The following is an 18,434-nucleotide window of genomic DNA, read 5'->3' as shown; positions in this document are numbered from 1 at the left end:
TTATTCCATTTTCGGATTTAATGCCCCCACCGTGCACCACCGGCGGGGATTTTTTATTGACATTTTGGGTCTATCGTAGTAGACTATAGGCAGAGATAGGTCTATTGCAATAAACCAAAAGGAGTTTTCCCTATGCTGAACCATGAACCGCTTCGCCTTGCTGACGGCGAATACCGCTTTGCCTGCCTTGTGTGGGACAACGAGCCGCTGCCCAGCGGGCAGTTGGTCGCGCTGGCCGCCGAAGGGCTGGGCTGGAAAAAAAGCACGACCTACACCGTTTTAAAAAAGCTCTGTGAGCGCGGTGTGCTGCAAAACGCCGATGGCCGCGTGACGAGCCTTATTAAAAAGGAGGACGTCCAGCAGGCCGAGAGCGCCGCAGTGGTGGACAAGACCTTTGACGGCAGTCTGCCGCGGTTCGTGGCCGCGTTTTTGAACTCAAAGCCCATCAGCGACGCCGAGGCCGCCGAGATCCGCGCACTGCTCGACGCCGCCCGCTACAAGGAGGAATAGCCATGCGCAGTACCGTTCTTGCCTTTTTGCTGTTGAGCGCCCGCGGCGGTGTGGCCGCGCTGGCGGCGTGGCTGGTCTGCAGGGCCCTGCGCCGCGCCCATTCGCCCAGTCGGCTCCTGTGCTGGCTGTGGCTGGCCGTAGGGCTGCGGTTCGTGCTGCCGTGGGGCATCCCGCTGAAGCTGCCCCGCCCGGAGAGCGCCCCGCTGGCCGCTGCCGCCGACACCGTGCAGGAGCTGGGCGAGCTGCCGCTGCTGCCCCCTGCCCCCGCCGCAGCCGCAGCTGCGGCCCCGCTGCCTTGGTACGCCCGGCTGACGCCGTGGCACGCGCTGGCGGCGGTCTGGCTGGTCGGTGTGCTGGTGCTGGCTGTGCGCGGGGCCGTCGGCTACCTGAAATTAAAGCGCTGTGTGGCGCTGGCCTGCAAAACGCCCGACGGCTGCTACGGCGGGGCGTGCGTGCCCACGCCGTTCACACTGGGCTTTGTGCGCCCGCGCGTCTACCTGCCGGACAGCCTGCAAGGCCCGGCGCGGCAGGCTGTGCTGCTGCATGAGCGGACCCACATCCGCCGCCGCGACCCGCTGGTGAAACCGCTGTTTTATGCCGTCGTCTGCCTGCACTGGTTCAATCCGCTGGCGTGGCTGGCCTTGTGCGCCTTTGAGCACGACATGGAGGCCGCCTGCGACGAGGCAGCCGTGCAGGGCTGCACGCTGGCCGAGCGCAGCACCTACTGTGAGAGCCTGCTGCAGTTTGCCATGCAGGGACGCCCCATCCGAACACCCGGAAGTCTTGCCTTCGGGCAGGGCAGCGTGAAGGAGCGCATTGTGCACCTGCTGCACTACCGCCGTCTGGGTGCGGGGGCGCTGGCGCTCTGCGCCGTGGCCGTGGGCGTCAGCGTGACAGCCTGTATGGTGCGCCCGCAGGTGGAAGCGTCCCACGCCGGGCCGGAGCCGCCCGCCGCTACTGCCGAGACCGCAGAGCCTACACCGACACCTGCGCCCACGGAGACGCCCGCAGCCATGCCCGCCGCCGCACTGCCGACATTGAACGACGCCGCCAACAGTCCGCGGTTTGCCTGCCCGGTGCAGTACAAATACATTTCCCGCTTCATGAGCAAGGACAGCGGCCACCGGGGCGACGACCTGCATGCCGCCGAGGGCACCGAGATTTACGCCGCCGCAGACGGCGTCGTGCTGACGGCGCAGGAGCATTACAGCTGGGGCAATTTTGTGGAGATCGACCACGGTACCGACGCCGACGGCCTGCGCTGGGTCACGCTGTACGCCCACATGAAGTCCTGCGCCGTGCAGGTCGGGCAGACCGTGACCGCCGGTCAGGTCATCGGGTACGTGGGGCATACCGGCTACACAACCGGCAACGCCTGCCATTTTGAGATGCATGTCAACGGCACGCTGGTGGAGCCGCGCTATTTTACCGCCTACGACGGCAGCGATGCCGCCGAACTGACGCAGGAAAAGGCAGATGAAATCCTGGCCGAAGCTGTGCGCAATGCGAGTTCCGACCAGGTGACTGCCGCCGATGGAGCCGCAGCCCTTTCCGGCGTGGAGCTCTTTACCCTGCCGGTCGCGCCCCCGCCGCAGGTCAGCGGCTATGACCCCGAAAACGGCCACCCCGGCATTGACTTTGCCGCTGAGGAGGGCGCGGAGGTTTACGCCGTTGCCGATGGCATCGTGACCACCGCCGACTACGATGCTGAAAAGGGCAACTATGTCGTGCTTGACCACGGCGGCGGGCTGGAAACGGAGTATCAGCACTTGAAGTCGTCACTCGTCTCTGCCGGGCAGTCCGTGGTTCAATGCCAGGTCTTGGGATATGTGGGCAGCACCGGCAATTCCACCGGGCCGCACCTGCACTTTGAGGCACGGCAGGACAGCGCGCCCGCAGACCTGACCGGGACTGCCCTATTAGCGGAGTAACAAGATGAAATACAGGCACTTCCCCGCCGCTGCTCTGGCGGCGGGGCTGCTTTTTTGTACCCTTTTTTCGGGCCTGACCGCTTACGCGGATGATAAAAAGGGCGAATTAACGCAAAAGCAGACCGAGACACGGCAGGAGTATGAAGCCGCACAGTCGGCTCTGGAAGAATTGCAAAACGAACAGGCGCAGACCGAGCGCGAGGTTGCCGCCCTGACCGGGCAGGCCGCCGAGCTGGCCGGGCAAATTACCGCCGTGACCGACGCCGTGCAAAATGCACAGACCGTTTTGGACGAGCGGCAGGCCGCGGCGGACGCCGCCCGCGCCGCACTGGACGCCAAGCAGGCCGAGTACGACGCGCGGCTGGCTGTCTGCCGTGAGCAGCTGCGCGCGATGCAGCGGCTGGACGGCGGCGGGGCCGTCTGGCTGCTGGCGCAGGCCAAAAGCCTGTACCAGCTGCTGACGTTCGACGCGGTTTTGCAGCAGATGAGCGCGCGGAACAGCACGGTTCTGGCCGAGCTGGACGCCGAGGCCGCCGCACTGGAGCAGGCCCGCGCCGCAGCGGACGAGGCCGCCCGGCAGGCTGCCGATGCCAAGGCGGCACTTGAGCAGCAGCAGGCAGCGCTGGCCGACACGCAGACCGCGCTGGAGGCCGCACTGCTCGACGCGAACAGCACACTGACCGCCCAGCAGGCCGCGGCCCAGGCACAGGCCGCCGTGACCGACGCCGCGAAAAAGGCCTATGAGGACGCCACCGCCGCACTGGACGCCTATGTGCGGGAACAGAGCCGACGCTACACAACGGCGGACCTGCACCTGACGAGCCTTGACTTCCGCTGCCCGCTGGACAGCTACGGGCGCATCACGACGCAGTTTGCCGAGCCGGACCCCTGGGGTATTCCCCACCGCGGCACCGATTTTGCCGCTCCGGGCGGCACGCCCATCTATGCGATTGCGGACGGTGTCGTCAGCGCCGCGCGGACGATGAACAGCTACGGAAACTGCGTGCAGGTCAGCCACGGCACCGCGGACGACGGCCACCGGTACGACAGTCTGTACGCCCACATGAGCAGCATTGCCGTGGCGCAGGGGGCCGCCGTGCAGAAGGGCGACCTGCTCGGGTATGTGGGCAACACCGGCAATGTCTACGGCGCGGGCGGCGGGTATCATCTGCACCTGGAGCTGCGCGTGGACGGCAGCAGAGTGGACCCGCTGGGGTTTGTGCCGAGCCGGTAAGGGGCGCATTGTAGGGGCCGCACATGTGCGGCCCGCAAGTTTCCGGCAGACGGGCGCTTGCGGGAAGGCCGCGGGCCGGGCATGCCCGGCCCCTACAGGCAGTTGAAACAGGAAAGTGTGATACATTGACCTTCGGAGATTTATTATACTTCATCGGCTTCCAAGTCGAATACACCCTTGTGCGCATCGGGCGCGGTGTGCGGGCGGCGGCGTTGTGCGCGGCGCGGGCGTTGCTTACACTGCTGGCTGTGGTGCTGCGGCCCGCAGTGCGGGCGGCGGACAGCTTTAAAGCAGCGCTCACCCATCCGCGGCAGCTAGCGGGGTACGCCGTGCCGCTGCTGGCCGCCGGGGTGCTGGCATGGTTCGTGCGCACCGCGCTGGCGCGGCCCTTTGTGCTGCGAGTCGAAGTCGGCGGGCAGGTCGTGGGCTATGTCACAGACGAGCAGGCGTTCGACGCAGCCCGCGCCGACGTACAGGCCCGCCTGACCGGCGTGGTCGGCTGGAACGTCCAGCCCGCGTACACCCTTGTCATGGCCGACGCCGACACCCGCCCCATGACCGAGCGCGAGACCGCAGATGCCATCCTGCGCGCCGCAGGCGGCGAGATCACCGAGGGTACCGCCGTCTATCTGGACGGCGCGCTGCGGTTCGTCACCGACGAGGGCGACCACCTGCGGCAGTTTTTGTACGCTGTGCGTGCGCCGTGGCAGACCGACGGTGTGCAGACCGACTTTGTCCACGCCCTGCGGCTGGTGGACGGCATCTACCCTGCCGCGGCCATCACACCGTACCGCGACCTGACCGCCGCACTGCGGGCGGACGACCTTTTGCAGGTCAAGGCCGTGCGGTACGAGACCGTGACCCGGGAACTGCCGTTTGAGACCCAGACCATCGAGGACGCAGGGCTGGATTTTGGCAAAACCGAGACCGTACAGGCCGGGCAGAACGGCAGCGAGCTTGTCACCAGCGAGATCACAACTGTGGCGGGCGAGGTCGTCAGCACCCGCGTAGTGGATGTGCAGCTTGTGCAGGCCTCCGTGCCGGAGGTCATCCACCGCGGCACGCGGCTGAAAAGCGGCATGATCGGCAGGCTGGGCACAGGCAGCTTTCTCTGGCCGGTGCCGGGGTATTCGGGCATCAGCCGGTGGGCCAGTCTGCCCTATGGACACCGCGGCGTGGACATCACGGCCCCCTACGGCACGCCGATCTATGCCGCCGACGCGGGCACGGTCATTGCCGCCCAGTGGCACAACCACCCCACCATGAGCTGGGGCTACTATGTGGAGATCGACCACGGCAACGGGTACAAAACGCTGTACGCCCACATGTCGTCCTTTGTCGTGCAGGCCGGGCAGACCGTGGAAAAGGGGCAGCTGATCGGCTATGTGGGAGCCACCGGCGCTGCCACGGGTCCCCACTGCCATTTTGAGATGTACTATAACAATGCACTTATCAGTGCGCGGAATGTGTTCCCGGATATGTGAGTCACAAGGCAGACGGGCTGCTGCGGGAAGGCTGCGGGCCGGGCATACCCGGCCCCTGCCGAGTTGTCGACTTAATTTATTTTGCAAATCGCTTTACTTTTTGCTTTCCGTATGGTAAAATTCTTTGCATAGTAAAGCTGACTAAGCTCTCGTTCAGGTGCAATGGCGCACACGAACGGGAGCTTTTTGCCTAAAACGAGGTGTTACCATGGATCACATTGACCGTAAAATCATCGACCTTCTGCAAAACAACGCCCGCGCACCGTTAAAAGAAATTGCCGACCATGTGTTTTTGTCCAGCCCCGCCGTGTCGGCCCGCATGGCCCGGCTGGAAAGCTCCGGCACCATCACCGGCTACCAGGCACAGGTCGACGCGCCGAAGCTGGGCTACATGGTCAAGGCGTTCATCAATCTGGACATGGACCCCCAGCGCAAGCCGGAGTTTTACCCCTATATCCAGAGCTGCCCCCATGTGGTGGAATGCAACTGCGTCACCGGCGATTACAGTATGCTGATAGAGGTGCTGTTCGGTACGACGCAGGAGCTGGATCAGTTCATCAACCACCTGCAGCAGTTCGGCCGCACCCGGACGCAGATCGTCTTTTCGACGCCCGTGGAGCACCGCGGCGTGCCCGTAGCCGAGCCGGAGGAGAAGCAATAAAAAACAAAAAGCCTTCCCCATCGGGGGAAGGTGGCCGAGCGAAGCGAGGTCGGATGAGGGCGAAGCTTGCGCTGTTTCCCGTAAACGGGATATTGTCGGCAACGCGGCCCTCATCCGTCCGCTTCGCGGACAGCTTTCCCCCGATGGGGAAGCCCAGCGTGTCGAAAAACCTCCCTCTGCGAGGGAGGTGCCCCGAAGGGGCGGAGGGAGAGAACCTTGCCATAGCCCGAAATGTTTCGGGTAGCCGTACGGTTCTCTCCCCCACCGCCTGCGGGCGGAGCCCCCTCGCAGAGGGGGCCAAGGGGTGAGCACACCTTTTTCGACAGGCTGAGCTTTCCCCGATGGGGAAGCCTTTTTCCGTTATAAGTATCCCCCGCTCCGCAGAACAAAGATCCAGCCTGTCAGCGTCAGGGCGGAGAGAAGGGTCGTCAGGGCAATGCAGCTCGAGGTCAGCACGCCCTCATGGCCCATGTTCCTGCTCATGACATAGGCGCTCGGCGTCGTGGGACTGCCCAGCATGATAAGCAGTGCGACGAGTTCCTCATTCCGAAAGCCCAGCGCTACCGCGCAGGGCAGGAACACCGCCGCAAGGCCCACGGTCTTGATGAACGCCGCCGCCAGCGTGGGGCCGAGCTTTTTGATGGCCTTTGTTCCTTCAAACGACGCGCCGATGGACAGGAGCGACAGCGGCGTGGTCAACGACGCAATGCTGCTGATGGTTTTGGTCGCGATCTGCGGCAGCGTGAACGGCAGCAGCGCATAGACCGTGCCGAACACAATGCCCAGCAGGATCAGGTTTGTGGCCACGCCGCGCAAGAGCTGCTTCGGGTCAGGCACGCCGCGCTGCTCGGGCGATTCCAGCATCAAGATCAGCACCGCAAAGATGTTGAAAAGCGGCACACTGCCCAAAATCATGAGCGGGGCCATGCCTGCGCTGCCGTAAATGTTCTGGATGAACGCCACGCCCAGCACGGCGGCGCTGCTGCGGTAGCCCGCCTGCACAAACTCGCCCACCAGCGTCTTGTCCTTCAAAAAACGTTTAGCCCCCGCCCAGACGGTCAGGATGCCGACGAGGGTGGCGGCAAAGCAGAACAGCACAAACCTGGGCCGGAAGTCGTGCAGGATGTCCACGCTGCCCATGTCCAGAAACAGCATGAGCGGCAAAGTCACCTTAAAGGTCAGCCTGTCCGACGCCTTGCAGAACGCGGGCGGCAGAAAGCCGAGCTGCCCCAGCGCGTACCCCACCACCATGACAAGGAACACCGGCAGGGTCGCGTTCAGGCTGAAAATTAAATTTTGCATGGCAGTTCTCCCCTTTTTTTGCTGCCTTTATTCTACCATTCCCAACAAGTCTTTACAAGGCAGGGATTTTGCAAAATCTTTTTTCGGCAAAAGCCTTGACTTTTCCGGGGTGTTTGTGCTAGAATATCTCTTGCAGTCAATGCAACAAGCGGAAGTGCTGGAATCGGCAGACAGGCACGTTTGAGGTGCGTGTGTCTATGACGTGTGGGTTCAAGTCCCATCTTCCGCACCAAAAGAGAACCCCCATGGCGTATCCCGCCATGGGGGTTCTCTTTTTTCCTGCCACGCAGACTAAACAAAGCCCCCCGGCATCCTCACGATGCCGGGGGGGCTTTGCGTTTATGGAAGGACAAAGAGAATCGCAGGGTTAAAGCTTAGGCGCGGTACTCCGCGGGCAGCTGGTCGACGGTTTGCCACTTTTCCATGGCATCTTCCAGTTTCATGCCGTTCGCAACCGCGTCGCGGCGGCAGGCGTTGACGGCCTGGATCTCCTTCATCTTCTCGCCGGTCAGGCTGTAGCCCTTCATGGCGATGAGAGTGGCCGCCCAGGCGACCATCGGGATGGCGCAGAACAGGACGATAACGACCACATTCATGCCCGGCGTGTACGGGTCATACTGGGTGGGCAGGTTGTTCAGACCGATAAAGGTCACGGCAATGCCGACGACGGTGGCGGACAGGCTGGAAACGAGCTTATCCACCAGGCTGAACAGCGTACCCATGATGCCCGGAATATACTTGCCGGAGCGGTAGGTCTCATAGTCGGAGCAGTCGGCAACCATCGGAATGGGCATGTCGGCAGTAGCGTAGTATGCGCCGTAGCCGATGCCGAAGAACAGGATGAACAGAATCGTGTACAGGTTGATGGACAGACCATTCTCGCCCAGCAGGCTCAGATGGAATGCATCACCGTGACCCCACAGCAGCAGCAGGACCAGCACGCCGACATAGCAGGCCAGCGCGACGCTGACATACTTCGTCAGGCTGGCCTTCTGGCCCTTCTTCTGGCTGGTGCGCACAGAGAGAATGAAGAACGGCACACTGCAGGCGTAGCCCAGCACCATCATGGGCAGGTACAGCCCATCGTAAGCACCCATCATGCAGCCGTAGAGCATGCACAGAACCGTGGTGTTGTTGGCGATGGAGAGCGCCAGCTTCGTGCCAGCGCCCGCGATCATCAGACGCTGCATGGGTTTGTTTTCCCGGATGATCTGCAGATACTCGCTGACCTTGACCTTCTCGGTCTTTTCGCCGCCGATGCCGAAGTACTTGGGCTGATCCTTCTCCCAGATGCCGATGATGGCCAGGATGGTCAGCGCAATGGACATCACAATGCCCACGGGGGCCAGCGTGCGGAAGAAGCCCGCGGAGGAATAGCCGCCCTCATAGTTTTTGGCAAGGATGGGAGCCAGGAACTGCATAACGCCCATGCCCAGCAGACTGCCGACGGTGTTGAAGATCGTGAACAGCGGGCGCTGCTTGGGGTCGTTGGTCAGAACCGTCTGACCGGAACGGGTGCAGCTGGTCTGGAAGGTGTAGCCAATGACCCAGACAAAGTACAGGCCCACAAACGCGGCATAGCGTGCCCACATCATCGTATCGGGGATCATCGGGGTGATGCCGTACAGCACCAGAATGCTGGCGGCCATGATAAGGTTGCCGATGGCCATGAACGGGCGGAATTTGCCGAACTTACCGTTCGTGCGGTCCATCAGCGCACCGATGATCGGGTCGGTGATGGCGTCGCACAGGCGCATGGCCGTGACCATGACCGAGGCAAACAGAGTGCCCAGCGCCAGTACATTGCTGCCGAAGGTAGCAATGTAGGAAAGCACAAGGACGTAATAAACATTCGTGGCACCGTTGTTCAGCGGAAACAGTACCAGCTGGTAAAGTTTGGCGCGATTGACGCTGGACGCTTTTGCATTTTCGCTCATGGGCTGCTCCTTGTTGTGGAAAAAGAAATCTTACTCAAAAGTCCCCGCCGGGGCCGGCGGGGAGCTTACGGAAATTCTGTAGAAATCAGGCTTTCTTAGCGGCTTTCAGGGATTTTTTGAAATCCTTGTAGGCCTTGTATTCTTCGGTCTTGCGGAACTTGATGCCGCCAATGATCCACATCACGATGCCCAGCAGGCAGAAGAAGGTGGAAGCACAGGCAATGATGATGCTCATGGTGACAACCGTCGGGCGGGTGACCTTGATGGTGGTGTCGGCACCCACGCCGTTCATGCCGCAGGAGTTGGCGATGGCATACAGGTTGTGGTGGCAGGCCTCGCGCATGGCGGTGACGATGACGGGGTCGTTCTTGTACTTGGGCAGGGTGTCGGTGACGAAGGACATCATGGCGTCGTAGATGGACACACCGGCCAGAACGCCGTCGGGACCGTTGACATACTGGGTCAGAACGTTATCGGTGATGACCATGCCGTCGCAGCCCCACTCGTTGCGCAGGATGCCGGTGACCAGACCGTAGTTGCCGCCGGACCAGACAGCGCCCCAGCGGGTGTAGGCGATCATAACGCCGTTGGCGTTGCCGACCTCGACGGGAGCCTGGAAGGCTTTCAGGTAGACTTCACGGGCAGCCTGCTCGTTCAGCCAGACGCCCAGACCGATACGATCCTGCTCGCAGTCGTTCAGGGCAAAGTGCTTCATAACAACGTGGACGCCCTTGTCCTGAATTGCCTTGACTTCGTAAGCGGACATCATGCCGGAGAGGAAGCCGTCCTCGGAGTAGTACTCGAAGTTACGGCCGCCGTAGGGGGTGCGGTGAATGTTGTTGCCGGGGCCGTACAGGCAGGCGATGTCGGCTTCCAGGCAGTTGTTGCCGATGACCTTGCCGATCTCGGTCATGATCTCGGTGTTGAAGGTGGCAGCCATAACGTCCTCAGAGGTGAAGGCGGTGGCGGTCAGCTGGCTCTTGTCGTTGCCCAGCAGGCTGGCGGTCAGACCCTGGGGGCCGTTCTCGTCACGGGTGCCGGGGGCTTCCACGCTCTTGACGGGCATGGTCCAGTGGAAGGCGTCGCCGATCAGGGAGTTCATCTCGTCGAAGGTCATCTGATCCAGCAGCTCGTCCCACTTGGGATCGTTGTAGTCCAGACCGATCATGTCGTACAGCTTGACGCCGTTCTTGGCGCCGAGGGTGGGCATATCAACGCTCTCGTAGTCGGCAGGATCGTAGCGGATGTCCTTCAGGTCCTTCTTGAGCAGCTCGGTCAGGGCCAGCTTGACGGTTTCGGTGGGCAGGGTGCCGTTCCAGTCAGAGCGGCTCAGCCAGGTCACGGTCTCCTCAATGCCCTCGTACAGGTTGGGGTCGGCGCAGGACAGCTGGTTGGTGATGGCGGTGCCGTTCTCGCTGGTGGCGTAGGTGGTGGTATCGAGGGCATCCTCGGTCCAGGTGTAGGTCAGGTCGGCGTTGCCGTCGGCGGTCATCTTGCCGTTGGTGGACTCGACGGTGTAGCCCTTGGCAGCCAGAATGTTGTTAACAGCGTTGTGGGCATCGGTGGCGGCGGTGAAGTAGTAGTCACCGGCGTCGAGGATGTAGGTGCCTGCGCCGTAGGTATCGTAGGAAGCGATATCGCGCTTGTTGACGGTCATGGACAGCGTCTCGGAAGCGCCCGGCTCGATCATGCCGGTCTTGCCGAAGCCGACGAGGGAGACAGCGGACTTTTCCACACCGTTCTGCTTGTCGTAGTCGGTGTAGGGGCTCTGGACATAGACCTGCACGGTCTTTTTGCCGGCCATGTCGCCGGTGTTGGTGACCTTGACGGTGACGGTGTAGGTGTCATCGGCGGCATTGTAGCTGACGTTCATGTCGCTGATGTCGAAGTTGGTGTAGCTCATGCCGTAGCCGAAGGGGTAAGCCACGATGTCGCCGTAGGCGTAGTCGCCTGCGTTGCCGTTGCCGGTGACGAAGTCCTCGTAGCGGGTCTCGTAGTACTTGTAGCCCACATAGATGCCTTCCTGGTAGATCATGTAGGACTTAGCCTTGGCGGACACATCGCCGCCCTCGACATAGCCTTCGTAGGTGGTGGGGGTGAAGTTCCACATGGCGGGGGCGCTGAAGTTGTCGTAGCAGTAGGTATCGACCAGGCTGCCGGAGGGGTTGACCTTGCCGGTCAGGATCTCGGCCACGGCATTGATGCCGGAGATGCCCACGTCACCGATCCACAGTGCGGCGTCGATGTCGTACTCGTTGTTCTTGAGGAAATCGACCTGCAGGGCGTTGGCGGAGTTGATCAGCAAGATGGTCTTTTTGACGGTGCCGTTTTTCTTCATCTCGGCAACGTTCTGCAGCATAGCCTTCTCGTTCTCGTCGAGCGCCAGATAGTTGACCTCGCCATAGGAAAGGTCAGCACCCTCGCCGCCGACGCGGGACAGGGTCACGATGGCGGCATCGCCGTACTGGGCAACGCTGTCCTTGACCTCGTCGGTGTAGACGTCCCAAGGCACCTCGGCGGTGACCTCACTGGATTTGGCGACGGTGCCGCTCTTGGAGCGGGCGTAGTCCTTGCCGGCGCCGACGGTGTAGAAGTCCCACAGAGTGGGGTTGACGGTCACACCGACCTTTTCCAGGGCGGTGCGCAGGGTGTCGGCGGTGGAGGCATCAATGTTGCCGGAACCGGTGCCGCCGTACACGAGGTTGACGCTGCTGTTGGAGAAGGTGCTGACCTTCGCGTCGGCAGCCAGAGGCAGCGCGTTGTTGTTGTTCATCAGCAGGGCAGCGCCCTCGGCCTCGACCTGCTGGGTCAAAGCCAGACCGTAGTTGACCATCTCCTCGGCGGAGTTGAAGTCGCTGGTGTAATACTGGGCGTTGGCGTCCTCGTTCTGCAGCTTCCAGAAGCTGCCGCCGAAACGAGCCGCCATGGTGTTGTCGAACTTTTGCAGAAGGATGCTAAGCGGGATCGAAACGATCATCACCACGGCGCAGATGATTGCCAGAATCTTCCACGGCGTAATGTGCTTACGCTTGGTCTTTTTGTAGGCCTTTTTCAAGGTCTGCTTTTGCATTTTCAGATCATCCATTACCTTTTTCTCCTTGTTTTATATAAAACAGCCGCACGGTGCGGCGTGTTTCAAAAGAATACGATGCGATTTCCGGGAGGTTTGTAGGGGCCGGGCATGCCCGGCCCGCGGCTTTCCCGCAAATGCTCGTCTGCCATTCGGCTGCGGGCCGCACATGTGCGGCCCCTACAGCTTGGCGAAATTTACACCCAGTTTGCGCTGGTGGACTTTTTCTTAGTCAGCTTGTAGTCCGGGTTCGGGGCATCGACCTTGCGGAATACCGCATCGTCGATGCTGTCCCCTGCCACGGCCTGGACCTTCGTCTTGCCGTTCAGCTTGACACGGAACTTGAAGATGTGCTCGCCCTCCTGCTCGGCCAGCTTTTCGCCGTTGACATAAAGGCTTACCTGCTTCTGGTTGGAGTAGACCTTGACCTCGATCTCATTCTCGGTGCGGTCCGCATAGCGCTTCGAGCAGATATGCACGAACGGCTCGTCGCTCCACCACGCTTTATAGATGTAGAAGCTGTCCTTCTTGGTCTTGCGGTCAAACGTGACCAGGCCCTTATGGTTCATACCCGGCTCGCCGCCCTGGTCGCGGGCGTCGGCGGCAAAGTCGTACATGTTCCAGACGTGGGTCGCCCACAGCCATTTGTGGCGGTCAAAGCAGCGGAGCATGTACTCGTGGTAGATGGCCTGGTATTCCTCGGTGTGGTCACCGCGGCGGGGATGGCTGCTGTGCAGGTTCGGCATACCCTCGGCACCGTACTCGCTGAAGCCCAGCGCGCGGTTCGGGTAGCAGAGGTGGAAGAAGTCCATCCAGAGGTCGTTTAAAAAGAGGCCCGGCACGTACCAGCCCAGATACAGGTTCCAGCTGACGAGATCCGTGATATGCGCTACCGGGTTGAAGGGGCCGCACATCGCGTAGCAGGCCAGCGTCGTCAGGCGGGTCTTGTCCATCTCATGGCAGAGATCGTTCAGCACATGATGGTTGTCGCGCATGTCGCGGTTGTCCTTCGTCGAGATCGTGATCTCGTTCGAGACGCCCCAGCAGACGATGCAGGCGTGGTTGTAGTTCTGGACGATCAGCTCCTTCATCTGGCTGATCGTGTTTTCACGCCCGTTGGGCATGTGCTCGGAAATGTAGGGGATCTCGGCCCAGACGACCATGCCGGCTTCATCGCAGAGGTCGTAAAAGTACTGGTCGTGCTGGTAGTGCGCCAGACGGATCGTGTTCGCGCCCAGCTCCTTGATGAGCTGCATATCCTCGTCGTGCATCTCGCGCGTGATGGCATTGCCCAGACCCTTGCGGTCCTGATGGCGGGAGACGCCGTGCAGCGGATACGGGCGGCCATTGAGGAAGAAGCCCCGCTTGGGGTCAACCGAGAAGCTGCGCACGCCGAAGCGCTGGCGTACCTCGTCCTGCACCTCGCCGTTCAGCACCAGACGCACCGCGCAGGTGTAGAGATACGGGTCGCGGACGCCGTCCCACAGGTGCGGGTGCTCCAGCGTGACCGTCGTGTCCCGGCCCTTGCCGGTCAGCACCTCGGCACCGGCGGCGTCGTAAATCGAGAACTCGACCTCGCCGTCGCCCTCCATCCAGGTCTTGACCTCGATGTCAGCGTTTGCGCCGTTGACAGTGGGCGTGATCTGCACGCCCGGGCCGCCGAGGTAATCCAGCGCGATGTGGTTCCGGTTGACGACCAGCAGGCTGACGTCGCGGTAGATGCCGCCGTAGAAGGTGAAGTCAGCCTTCTGGGGGTAGACGCGGTCATTTTTGCTGTTGTCTGCCTCCACGATCAGCTCATTGCTGTCGGCCAGCAGCGCCGTGACATCCGCGCGGAAGGTGGAGTAGCCGCCGTTGTGGCGGGCGACCTCCACCCCGTTCAGCGTGACCTTGGCGCTGGCATTCACGCCCTCAAACTGCAGCCAGACCTGCTGGGTATCCTTGTCAAAAGCGGGCGCCGTGAACTGCGTCTTGTAGATGCAGGTGCCGCGCCAGTAATCGTTGCCGCCGTCCTGGCCGTCGATGTTGTTCCATGTGTGCGGCAGGTCCACGGCAGTGGTCTTACCGTCGGGGCCGGTGAACTGCCAGTTCTTCATCAGCTTGGTCGTGCTTCGCATTGCGCCCTCCTGTGTTGTTTTTTACTGTACCTGTATTGTACAGAACTGTTAAATTTCTGGCAATAGGTTTGCGAAAAGTGGTATTTCTGGCGGGATATTCGGTTTTTGGGGTACAAAAAAGGCCGCCCGTTCTTTGTACATCTTGCACAAAAAACAGGCGGTATTTTTTCTTTCATCCCCTGGTGAGCGGCATCACGATCTTGACGGCGAACAGCTCTCCGCGGGGCTCTGTCGACATGGTGCCGCTGTATTTCTGCACTACACGGCGGGCAACCTTCAGCTCATAGCTGTGGCGGCGTCCGTGGTCGGACTGGCTGCCGGACAGCGCCGGGCCGATGACGTTGATGACCGCGAAGCCCTGCCGCCTGCATACAAGCAGGTCGATCATGCGGCGGTCATTCTGCTGCTGGGCTGCAGCGTCGATGGCCTGGTCGAGCAGGTTCGAGAACAGCGCGTACAGGTCACCAGGCTCGATGGCTGCAAGGCAGGTGCCATCGGCCACGCAGTTCAGGCGGATGCGCTGGGCCTCACACAGCAGGCTCTTTTCGGTCAGGACGACGTCCAGCACCTCATTACCGGTGGCAGCGTTGGCGTCGTACATCCGGGCCGCCTGCTCGGCCTCGTCAAGGCTCTGCGTTGTGGCCTCGTCGGGCTGCAGGCGGCGCAGGTCGGCGATTTGAACCTTGAGCTCATGGCACTTGCGGTTGATGATCTGCACGTTCTGCCGTGCGATCTGGTACTGCTTGCGCTGGCGGTCATACAGAAGGTTCAGTGCGTCCATCTCCTTCTGCATGGCCGCTTTTTTGAAAAGCTCGGTCTGTAAATAGAGCAGCGTCACACAGTAAAACTGGGTCAGCATCGACGGTGCGACTACCGCCGATGGCTGCAGCCCGACGCGCAGACTGGTTTGCAGTGCAAAAAACTGAAAGACGAATATCGCGCCCAGAAGTCCGGCACTGCCCAACTGGCGAGGGCCGATGTGGTAGATGCCGTCCTCCGGCATCGTGCGCGCCATGGTATACCGGACCGTCACACAGCAGGCAATGGTAAAGCCCAGCTGCCCCAGCAGCATCGGCGTGCTGTGCAGCGGCAGATGGCGCATTCCAAGCGTCTGCGCCGTCCAGATCAGAACGCGCCACAGCTCATAGGCCGACTCCGTCGTCAGGACGATCCAAATGCTGCAATATGCGCTGGCCGACCAGTCCAGCAGCGTGCAGAGATGGGTTGACACCGCAGCCCAGATGAAATAACCGCCGTAAATCACCAGCAGCATCGCCGGCTTGGCGTGGCCGCTGTTGGCCCAGATGATGACCTGCGCAAACAGCACTGCCGCGATAAAATTCAGGGCGGTGCGCATGGTAAAATTCCTGCGTTTTTTCAGCGGCAGCCAGTAGGCCAGCTCCGCACCGCACAGGCCGACAGCACAAACCACCCATGTCAGAAGTGTATCCACCTACAGCGCACCCCCGACATAGGCCGCCAGCGCGGCCAGAAAGGCTGTGCGCTGACGGCGGCTGATCTCCAGCCGCTCCTCCCCCACCTGCACCAGATCATCCTGCACGCCCCTGACGTGGCGCAGGTTGACCAGATAGCACTGGTTGCAGCGCGCAAAGTGGTAGGCAGCCAGATCCTTTTCGGCCTTCAGCAGACTGCCGCGCACCGACCAGGTATCCGTGGCCGTGTGGTAGTGCAAAAGGCGGTCCCGCGTTTCCAGATAAAGGATGTCGTCGGTATCCAGCAGCTGCACCCCGCCGCTGACCTGCAAGGCCACCTGCCCGCCGCGGCGGCGCTGGATGCGCTGCAAGGCGCGCTCCAGCTTGGTGCTGAACTGGTAGTAGCTGACGGGCTTGAGCACAAAGTCGAGCGCGTCGACCTCATACCCGCGGATGGCATACTGTGCCATGTTGGTGACGAACACGAGCACCACATCCGGGTCCTGCCTGCGGATGCGCTCCGCCGTCGGCATACCGCCGAGCTTTGGCATCTCAATATCCAGAAAGATGATGTCAAAACCGGGGCGGTACGGCTCCACAAGCTGTGCTCCGTCCGAGAAGGCGGTCACGTCCAGCTGGTGTCCGCTCTCCTGCGCATACTGCGCGATGAACCCGCAGAGCTGCGCCCGCATGGCGTCGTTGTCCTCGACCACGGCGATTTTCGCCATCTGCTGTGCCTCCTTTCCTGCATAAGCCTGCCTATTGCATATATATTTATTATGGCAAAAGACAGCAAAAAAAGCAACACCTTTGCAGGAAAAGGTGCTGCCGTTATGATAAATTTTATACCAGCATGACGAGCGTGCCCGCGACAAGCACGGCCAGACCTGTCAGAGCCTTTCTGCTCAGGCGCTCATGGAACACGATGTAGGAGAACAGCACCGTGACCAGAATGCTCAGCTTATCGATGGGCGCAACGAGGCTGGCCGGGCCGAGCTGCAGCGCTTTGTAATAGCACAGCCAGCTGGCACCCGTCGCCAGACCCGACAGACAGATGAAGCCAAGCTCATTTTTGGGCACCGCCTTCACCTGGCCCTGCTTGCCCTGCACAAACACCATGACCCACGCCATGATGAGCACCACGCCGGTGCGCAGCGCCGTACCGAGATTGGACTCGACCCCGGTGATGCCGACCTTGCCCAGGATCGAGGTCAGCGCCGCAAAAATGGCCGAACCGAACGCCGCCAACATCCAGCCGTTTTCCTCTTTCTGGACGCCGCCCCTTTTCTCGATCATCAGGAACGTGCCGGCGGCGATCAGCACAACGCCGATGCCCCTGGTCAAGGTCACACTCTCGCCCAGCAGCAGTGCAGCCAGCAAGATCGTCATGACCGTGCTGCTCTTGTCGATGGGCACGACCTTATCGATCGGCCCGCGCTGCAAGGCATAAAAATAGCACAGCCAGCTGGCACCCGTAGCCAGACCCGACAGCCCCAGGAATACCAGACTTCTGGCCGGGATGCTGGCAATCGTCCCCTGCGAGCCGACCACAAACACCATGACCCACGCAAAAATCAGCACAATGATCGTGCGGATGGCCGTGGCCACGGTGGAATCCGTTTTGCGAATGCCGCATTTTGCCAGAATGGATGTCAGACCCGCGAACAGCGCAGAGCCAACTGCGTACAATAACCACATACAAATCGCCTCATTCAGCACTATTGTACGCGCTTTGCCAGTCTTGTGCAACCTGCTTTTGTACAAATCGCGTTTTTACGCAAAAGCCGCACCCCGGTCTCTGCACGGGGTGCGGCTTCGTACTTATTCGCTCAATTCATGCGCCAGCACCGGCAGAAAAATCGTGGCGACCAGCACGGCCAGTGCGGCCACGACCAGCAGCGCGTAGATCGTGCTGCGCAGCGTGCGGTTGTATTTCTTTTTGTATTGCAGACGCTCGCGCTCCTTGGCGACAGCCTCGGCGGAAGGGATCTCCACCGTGCGCGGCGTCGGGACCTGTCTGGGCATATAGGCTCCTTATTCCTGATCTTCGCGGGAACGGCGCTTTTGCAGCAGGGCTGCCAGCTCGGGGCTGACCTGCACGGCCCTGCGCACCTGCCGACGGAAAAGCTCCCACTGTCTGTCGGCCTTCCTGTTGGCCCGGCTCACAATGTCGTCGGTCTCGCGCCGGGCATCCGCCAGCAGCTTATCAGCAGCAGGTGTTCATCAGTCGTCAGCGGTCCGGCTCACAGTCGAGGATCGACGGGATGTCCGTCCAGCGGTCTGCCTCGGCGGTGTAACGCTCATGCAGCCAGGCGACGGCCTTATCCAAGCCCGCCTGGTCGCCGTCAAACAGCTGCGTCTCGATCTTTTCCTCGGCGGTATGCTCGATGCTCCACGGGCCGGGCCAGACCTCGGCGCAGAGGGCCTCGCGCTTTTTCTTGCCGCTCTCGTCGCTCGGGTCGGGCACCTTGATGGGGGTGATGACATAGCGCATACCGCCCTCTGCCCCGGAATACGGGTTGCCGTTGTGGAACCAGTGATAGATCGGGAATGCGTCAAGCATGGTCGGCACCTCTTTTTGCACAAATAAAAATACCCCGAAGCGAAACGCCTCGGGGTATCTTGGAGCGGGATACGAGTCTCGAACTCGCCACCTACTGCTTGGGAAGCAGTCACTCTACCGGATGAGCTAATCCCGCATCAGTGACTGCTATTATAGCGCAAATCAGGTAGGTTGTCAAGGGGGCAAGTTGGC

15 protein-coding genes and 2 tRNA genes are annotated in these 18,434 nt (G+C 61.4%); 6 read left to right on the top strand and 11 right to left on the bottom strand.

Annotated elements, in window-relative coordinates:
- Window positions 1-132 precede the first annotated feature (132 nt).
- From B5D32_RS04880 to B5D32_RS04860, 5 genes are all read left to right on the top strand, one after another.
- The gene (locus B5D32_RS04880) at window positions 133-510 is read left to right on the top strand and encodes a BlaI/MecI/CopY family transcriptional regulator (RefSeq protein ID WP_078783983.1); all 378 of its coding nucleotides are present in this window, start codon (window positions 133-135) and stop codon (window positions 508-510) included.
- A 2-nt stretch (window positions 511-512) separates the two neighbouring features.
- Window positions 513-2,441 carry a peptidoglycan DD-metalloendopeptidase family protein gene (locus tag B5D32_RS04875; protein WP_078783982.1) on the top strand — a complete coding sequence of 643 codons (1,929 nt, stop codon included), beginning with the start codon at window positions 513-515 and terminating at the stop codon, window positions 2,439-2,441.
- Window positions 2,442-2,445: 4 nt separating this feature from the next.
- On the top strand, window positions 2,446-3,675 hold the full coding sequence (locus tag B5D32_RS04870; RefSeq protein WP_078783981.1) for a murein hydrolase activator EnvC family protein: 1,230 nt from the start codon (window positions 2,446-2,448) through the stop codon (window positions 3,673-3,675).
- A gap of 125 nt (window positions 3,676-3,800) precedes the next feature.
- Complete coding sequence (locus B5D32_RS04865; protein WP_159446987.1) at window positions 3,801-5,159, top strand: M23 family metallopeptidase; 1,359 nt, start codon at window positions 3,801-3,803, stop codon at window positions 5,157-5,159.
- A gap of 208 nt (window positions 5,160-5,367) precedes the next feature.
- Window positions 5,368-5,820, top strand: coding sequence for an Lrp/AsnC family transcriptional regulator (locus B5D32_RS04860; protein ID WP_078783979.1), 453 nt, complete (start codon window positions 5,368-5,370; stop codon window positions 5,818-5,820).
- 360 nt (window positions 5,821-6,180) lie between these two features.
- Here B5D32_RS04860 and B5D32_RS04855 read toward each other — a convergent pair whose 3' ends face one another.
- Window positions 6,181-7,122, bottom strand: coding sequence for an AEC family transporter (locus B5D32_RS04855; protein ID WP_078783978.1), 942 nt, complete (start codon window positions 7,120-7,122; stop codon window positions 6,181-6,183).
- A gap of 148 nt (window positions 7,123-7,270) precedes the next feature.
- Here B5D32_RS04855 and B5D32_RS04850 point away from each other — a divergent pair.
- A tRNA-Leu gene (locus tag B5D32_RS04850) sits at window positions 7,271-7,354 on the top strand.
- A 142-nt stretch (window positions 7,355-7,496) separates the two neighbouring features.
- Here B5D32_RS04850 and B5D32_RS04845 read toward each other — a convergent pair.
- The 10 genes from B5D32_RS04845 to B5D32_RS04805 form a co-directional block, all read right to left on the bottom strand.
- Entirely contained in the window at window positions 7,497-9,059 is a 1,563-nt protein-coding gene (locus B5D32_RS04845) for an MFS transporter (RefSeq protein WP_078783977.1), read from the bottom strand.
- 85 nt (window positions 9,060-9,144) lie between these two features.
- Window positions 9,145-12,144, bottom strand: a complete 3,000-nt coding sequence (locus B5D32_RS04840) for a beta-glucosidase (protein ID WP_078783976.1) — start codon at window positions 12,142-12,144, stop codon at window positions 9,145-9,147.
- 182 nt (window positions 12,145-12,326) lie between these two features.
- Complete coding sequence (locus B5D32_RS04835) at window positions 12,327-14,246, bottom strand: glycoside hydrolase family 2 protein (protein ID WP_078783975.1); 1,920 nt, start codon at window positions 14,244-14,246, stop codon at window positions 12,327-12,329.
- A gap of 172 nt (window positions 14,247-14,418) precedes the next feature.
- On the bottom strand, window positions 14,419-15,699 hold the full coding sequence (locus tag B5D32_RS04830; protein ID WP_078783974.1) for a GHKL domain-containing protein: 1,281 nt from the start codon (window positions 15,697-15,699) through the stop codon (window positions 14,419-14,421).
- The gene (locus B5D32_RS04825) at window positions 15,700-16,407 is read right to left on the bottom strand and encodes a LytR/AlgR family response regulator transcription factor (RefSeq protein WP_078783973.1); all 708 of its coding nucleotides are present in this window, start codon (window positions 16,405-16,407) and stop codon (window positions 15,700-15,702) included.
- 115 nt (window positions 16,408-16,522) lie between these two features.
- Window positions 16,523-17,377 carry an EamA family transporter gene (locus tag B5D32_RS04820; protein WP_078783972.1) on the bottom strand — a complete coding sequence of 285 codons (855 nt, stop codon included), beginning with the start codon at window positions 17,375-17,377 and terminating at the stop codon, window positions 16,523-16,525.
- A gap of 123 nt (window positions 17,378-17,500) precedes the next feature.
- Window positions 17,501-17,704: a hypothetical protein gene (locus B5D32_RS04815; protein WP_242943402.1), complete on the bottom strand. Its 204-nt coding sequence runs from the start codon at window positions 17,702-17,704 to the stop codon at window positions 17,501-17,503.
- A 9-nt stretch (window positions 17,705-17,713) separates the two neighbouring features.
- Window positions 17,714-17,845, bottom strand: coding sequence for a hypothetical protein (locus B5D32_RS15660; protein ID WP_276327514.1), 132 nt, complete (start codon window positions 17,843-17,845; stop codon window positions 17,714-17,716).
- Window positions 17,846-17,909: 64 nt separating this feature from the next.
- Entirely contained in the window at window positions 17,910-18,242 is a 333-nt protein-coding gene (locus B5D32_RS04810) for a hypothetical protein (protein WP_078783971.1), read from the bottom strand.
- Between the two features lie 60 nt (window positions 18,243-18,302).
- A tRNA-Gly gene (locus B5D32_RS04805) sits at window positions 18,303-18,378 on the bottom strand.
- Between the last annotated feature and the right edge of the window lie 56 nt (window positions 18,379-18,434).

This window comes from Gemmiger formicilis (assembly GCF_900167555.1).
In the GTDB taxonomy this organism is placed as follows: domain Bacteria; phylum Bacillota; class Clostridia; order Oscillospirales; family Ruminococcaceae; genus Gemmiger; species Gemmiger formicilis.
The sequence above is the reverse complement of the archived record's forward strand: the minus strand, read 5'-3'. Positions and strand labels throughout refer to the sequence as shown.

Bases quoted from the DNA above. Each gene is read 5' to 3' on its own strand.
- B5D32_RS04875 (WP_078783982.1), top strand. From the start codon at position 513: ATGCGCAGTACCGTTCTTGCCTTTTTGCTGTTGAGCGCCCGCGGCGGT.
- B5D32_RS04835 (WP_078783975.1), bottom strand. From the start codon at position 14,246: ATGCGAAGCACGACCAAGCTGATGAAGAACTGGCAGTTCACCGGCCCC.
- B5D32_RS04815 (WP_242943402.1), bottom strand. From the start codon at position 17,704: ATGCCCAGACAGGTCCCGACGCCGCGCACGGTGGAGATCCCTTCCGCC.
- B5D32_RS04860 (WP_078783979.1), top strand. From the start codon at position 5,368: ATGGATCACATTGACCGTAAAATCATCGACCTTCTGCAAAACAACGCC.
- B5D32_RS04870 (WP_078783981.1), top strand. From the start codon at position 2,446: ATGAAATACAGGCACTTCCCCGCCGCTGCTCTGGCGGCGGGGCTGCTT.
- B5D32_RS04855 (WP_078783978.1), bottom strand. From the start codon at position 7,122: ATGCAAAATTTAATTTTCAGCCTGAACGCGACCCTGCCGGTGTTCCTT.
- B5D32_RS04845 (WP_078783977.1), bottom strand. From the start codon at position 9,059: ATGAGCGAAAATGCAAAAGCGTCCAGCGTCAATCGCGCCAAACTTTAC.
- B5D32_RS04810 (WP_078783971.1), bottom strand. From the start codon at position 18,242: ATGCTTGACGCATTCCCGATCTATCACTGGTTCCACAACGGCAACCCG.
- B5D32_RS04840 (WP_078783976.1), bottom strand. From the start codon at position 12,144: ATGGATGATCTGAAAATGCAAAAGCAGACCTTGAAAAAGGCCTACAAA.
- B5D32_RS04880 (WP_078783983.1), top strand. From the start codon at position 133: ATGCTGAACCATGAACCGCTTCGCCTTGCTGACGGCGAATACCGCTTT.
- B5D32_RS04825 (WP_078783973.1), bottom strand. From the start codon at position 16,407: ATGGCGAAAATCGCCGTGGTCGAGGACAACGACGCCATGCGGGCGCAG.
- B5D32_RS04820 (WP_078783972.1), bottom strand. From the start codon at position 17,377: ATGTGGTTATTGTACGCAGTTGGCTCTGCGCTGTTCGCGGGTCTGACA.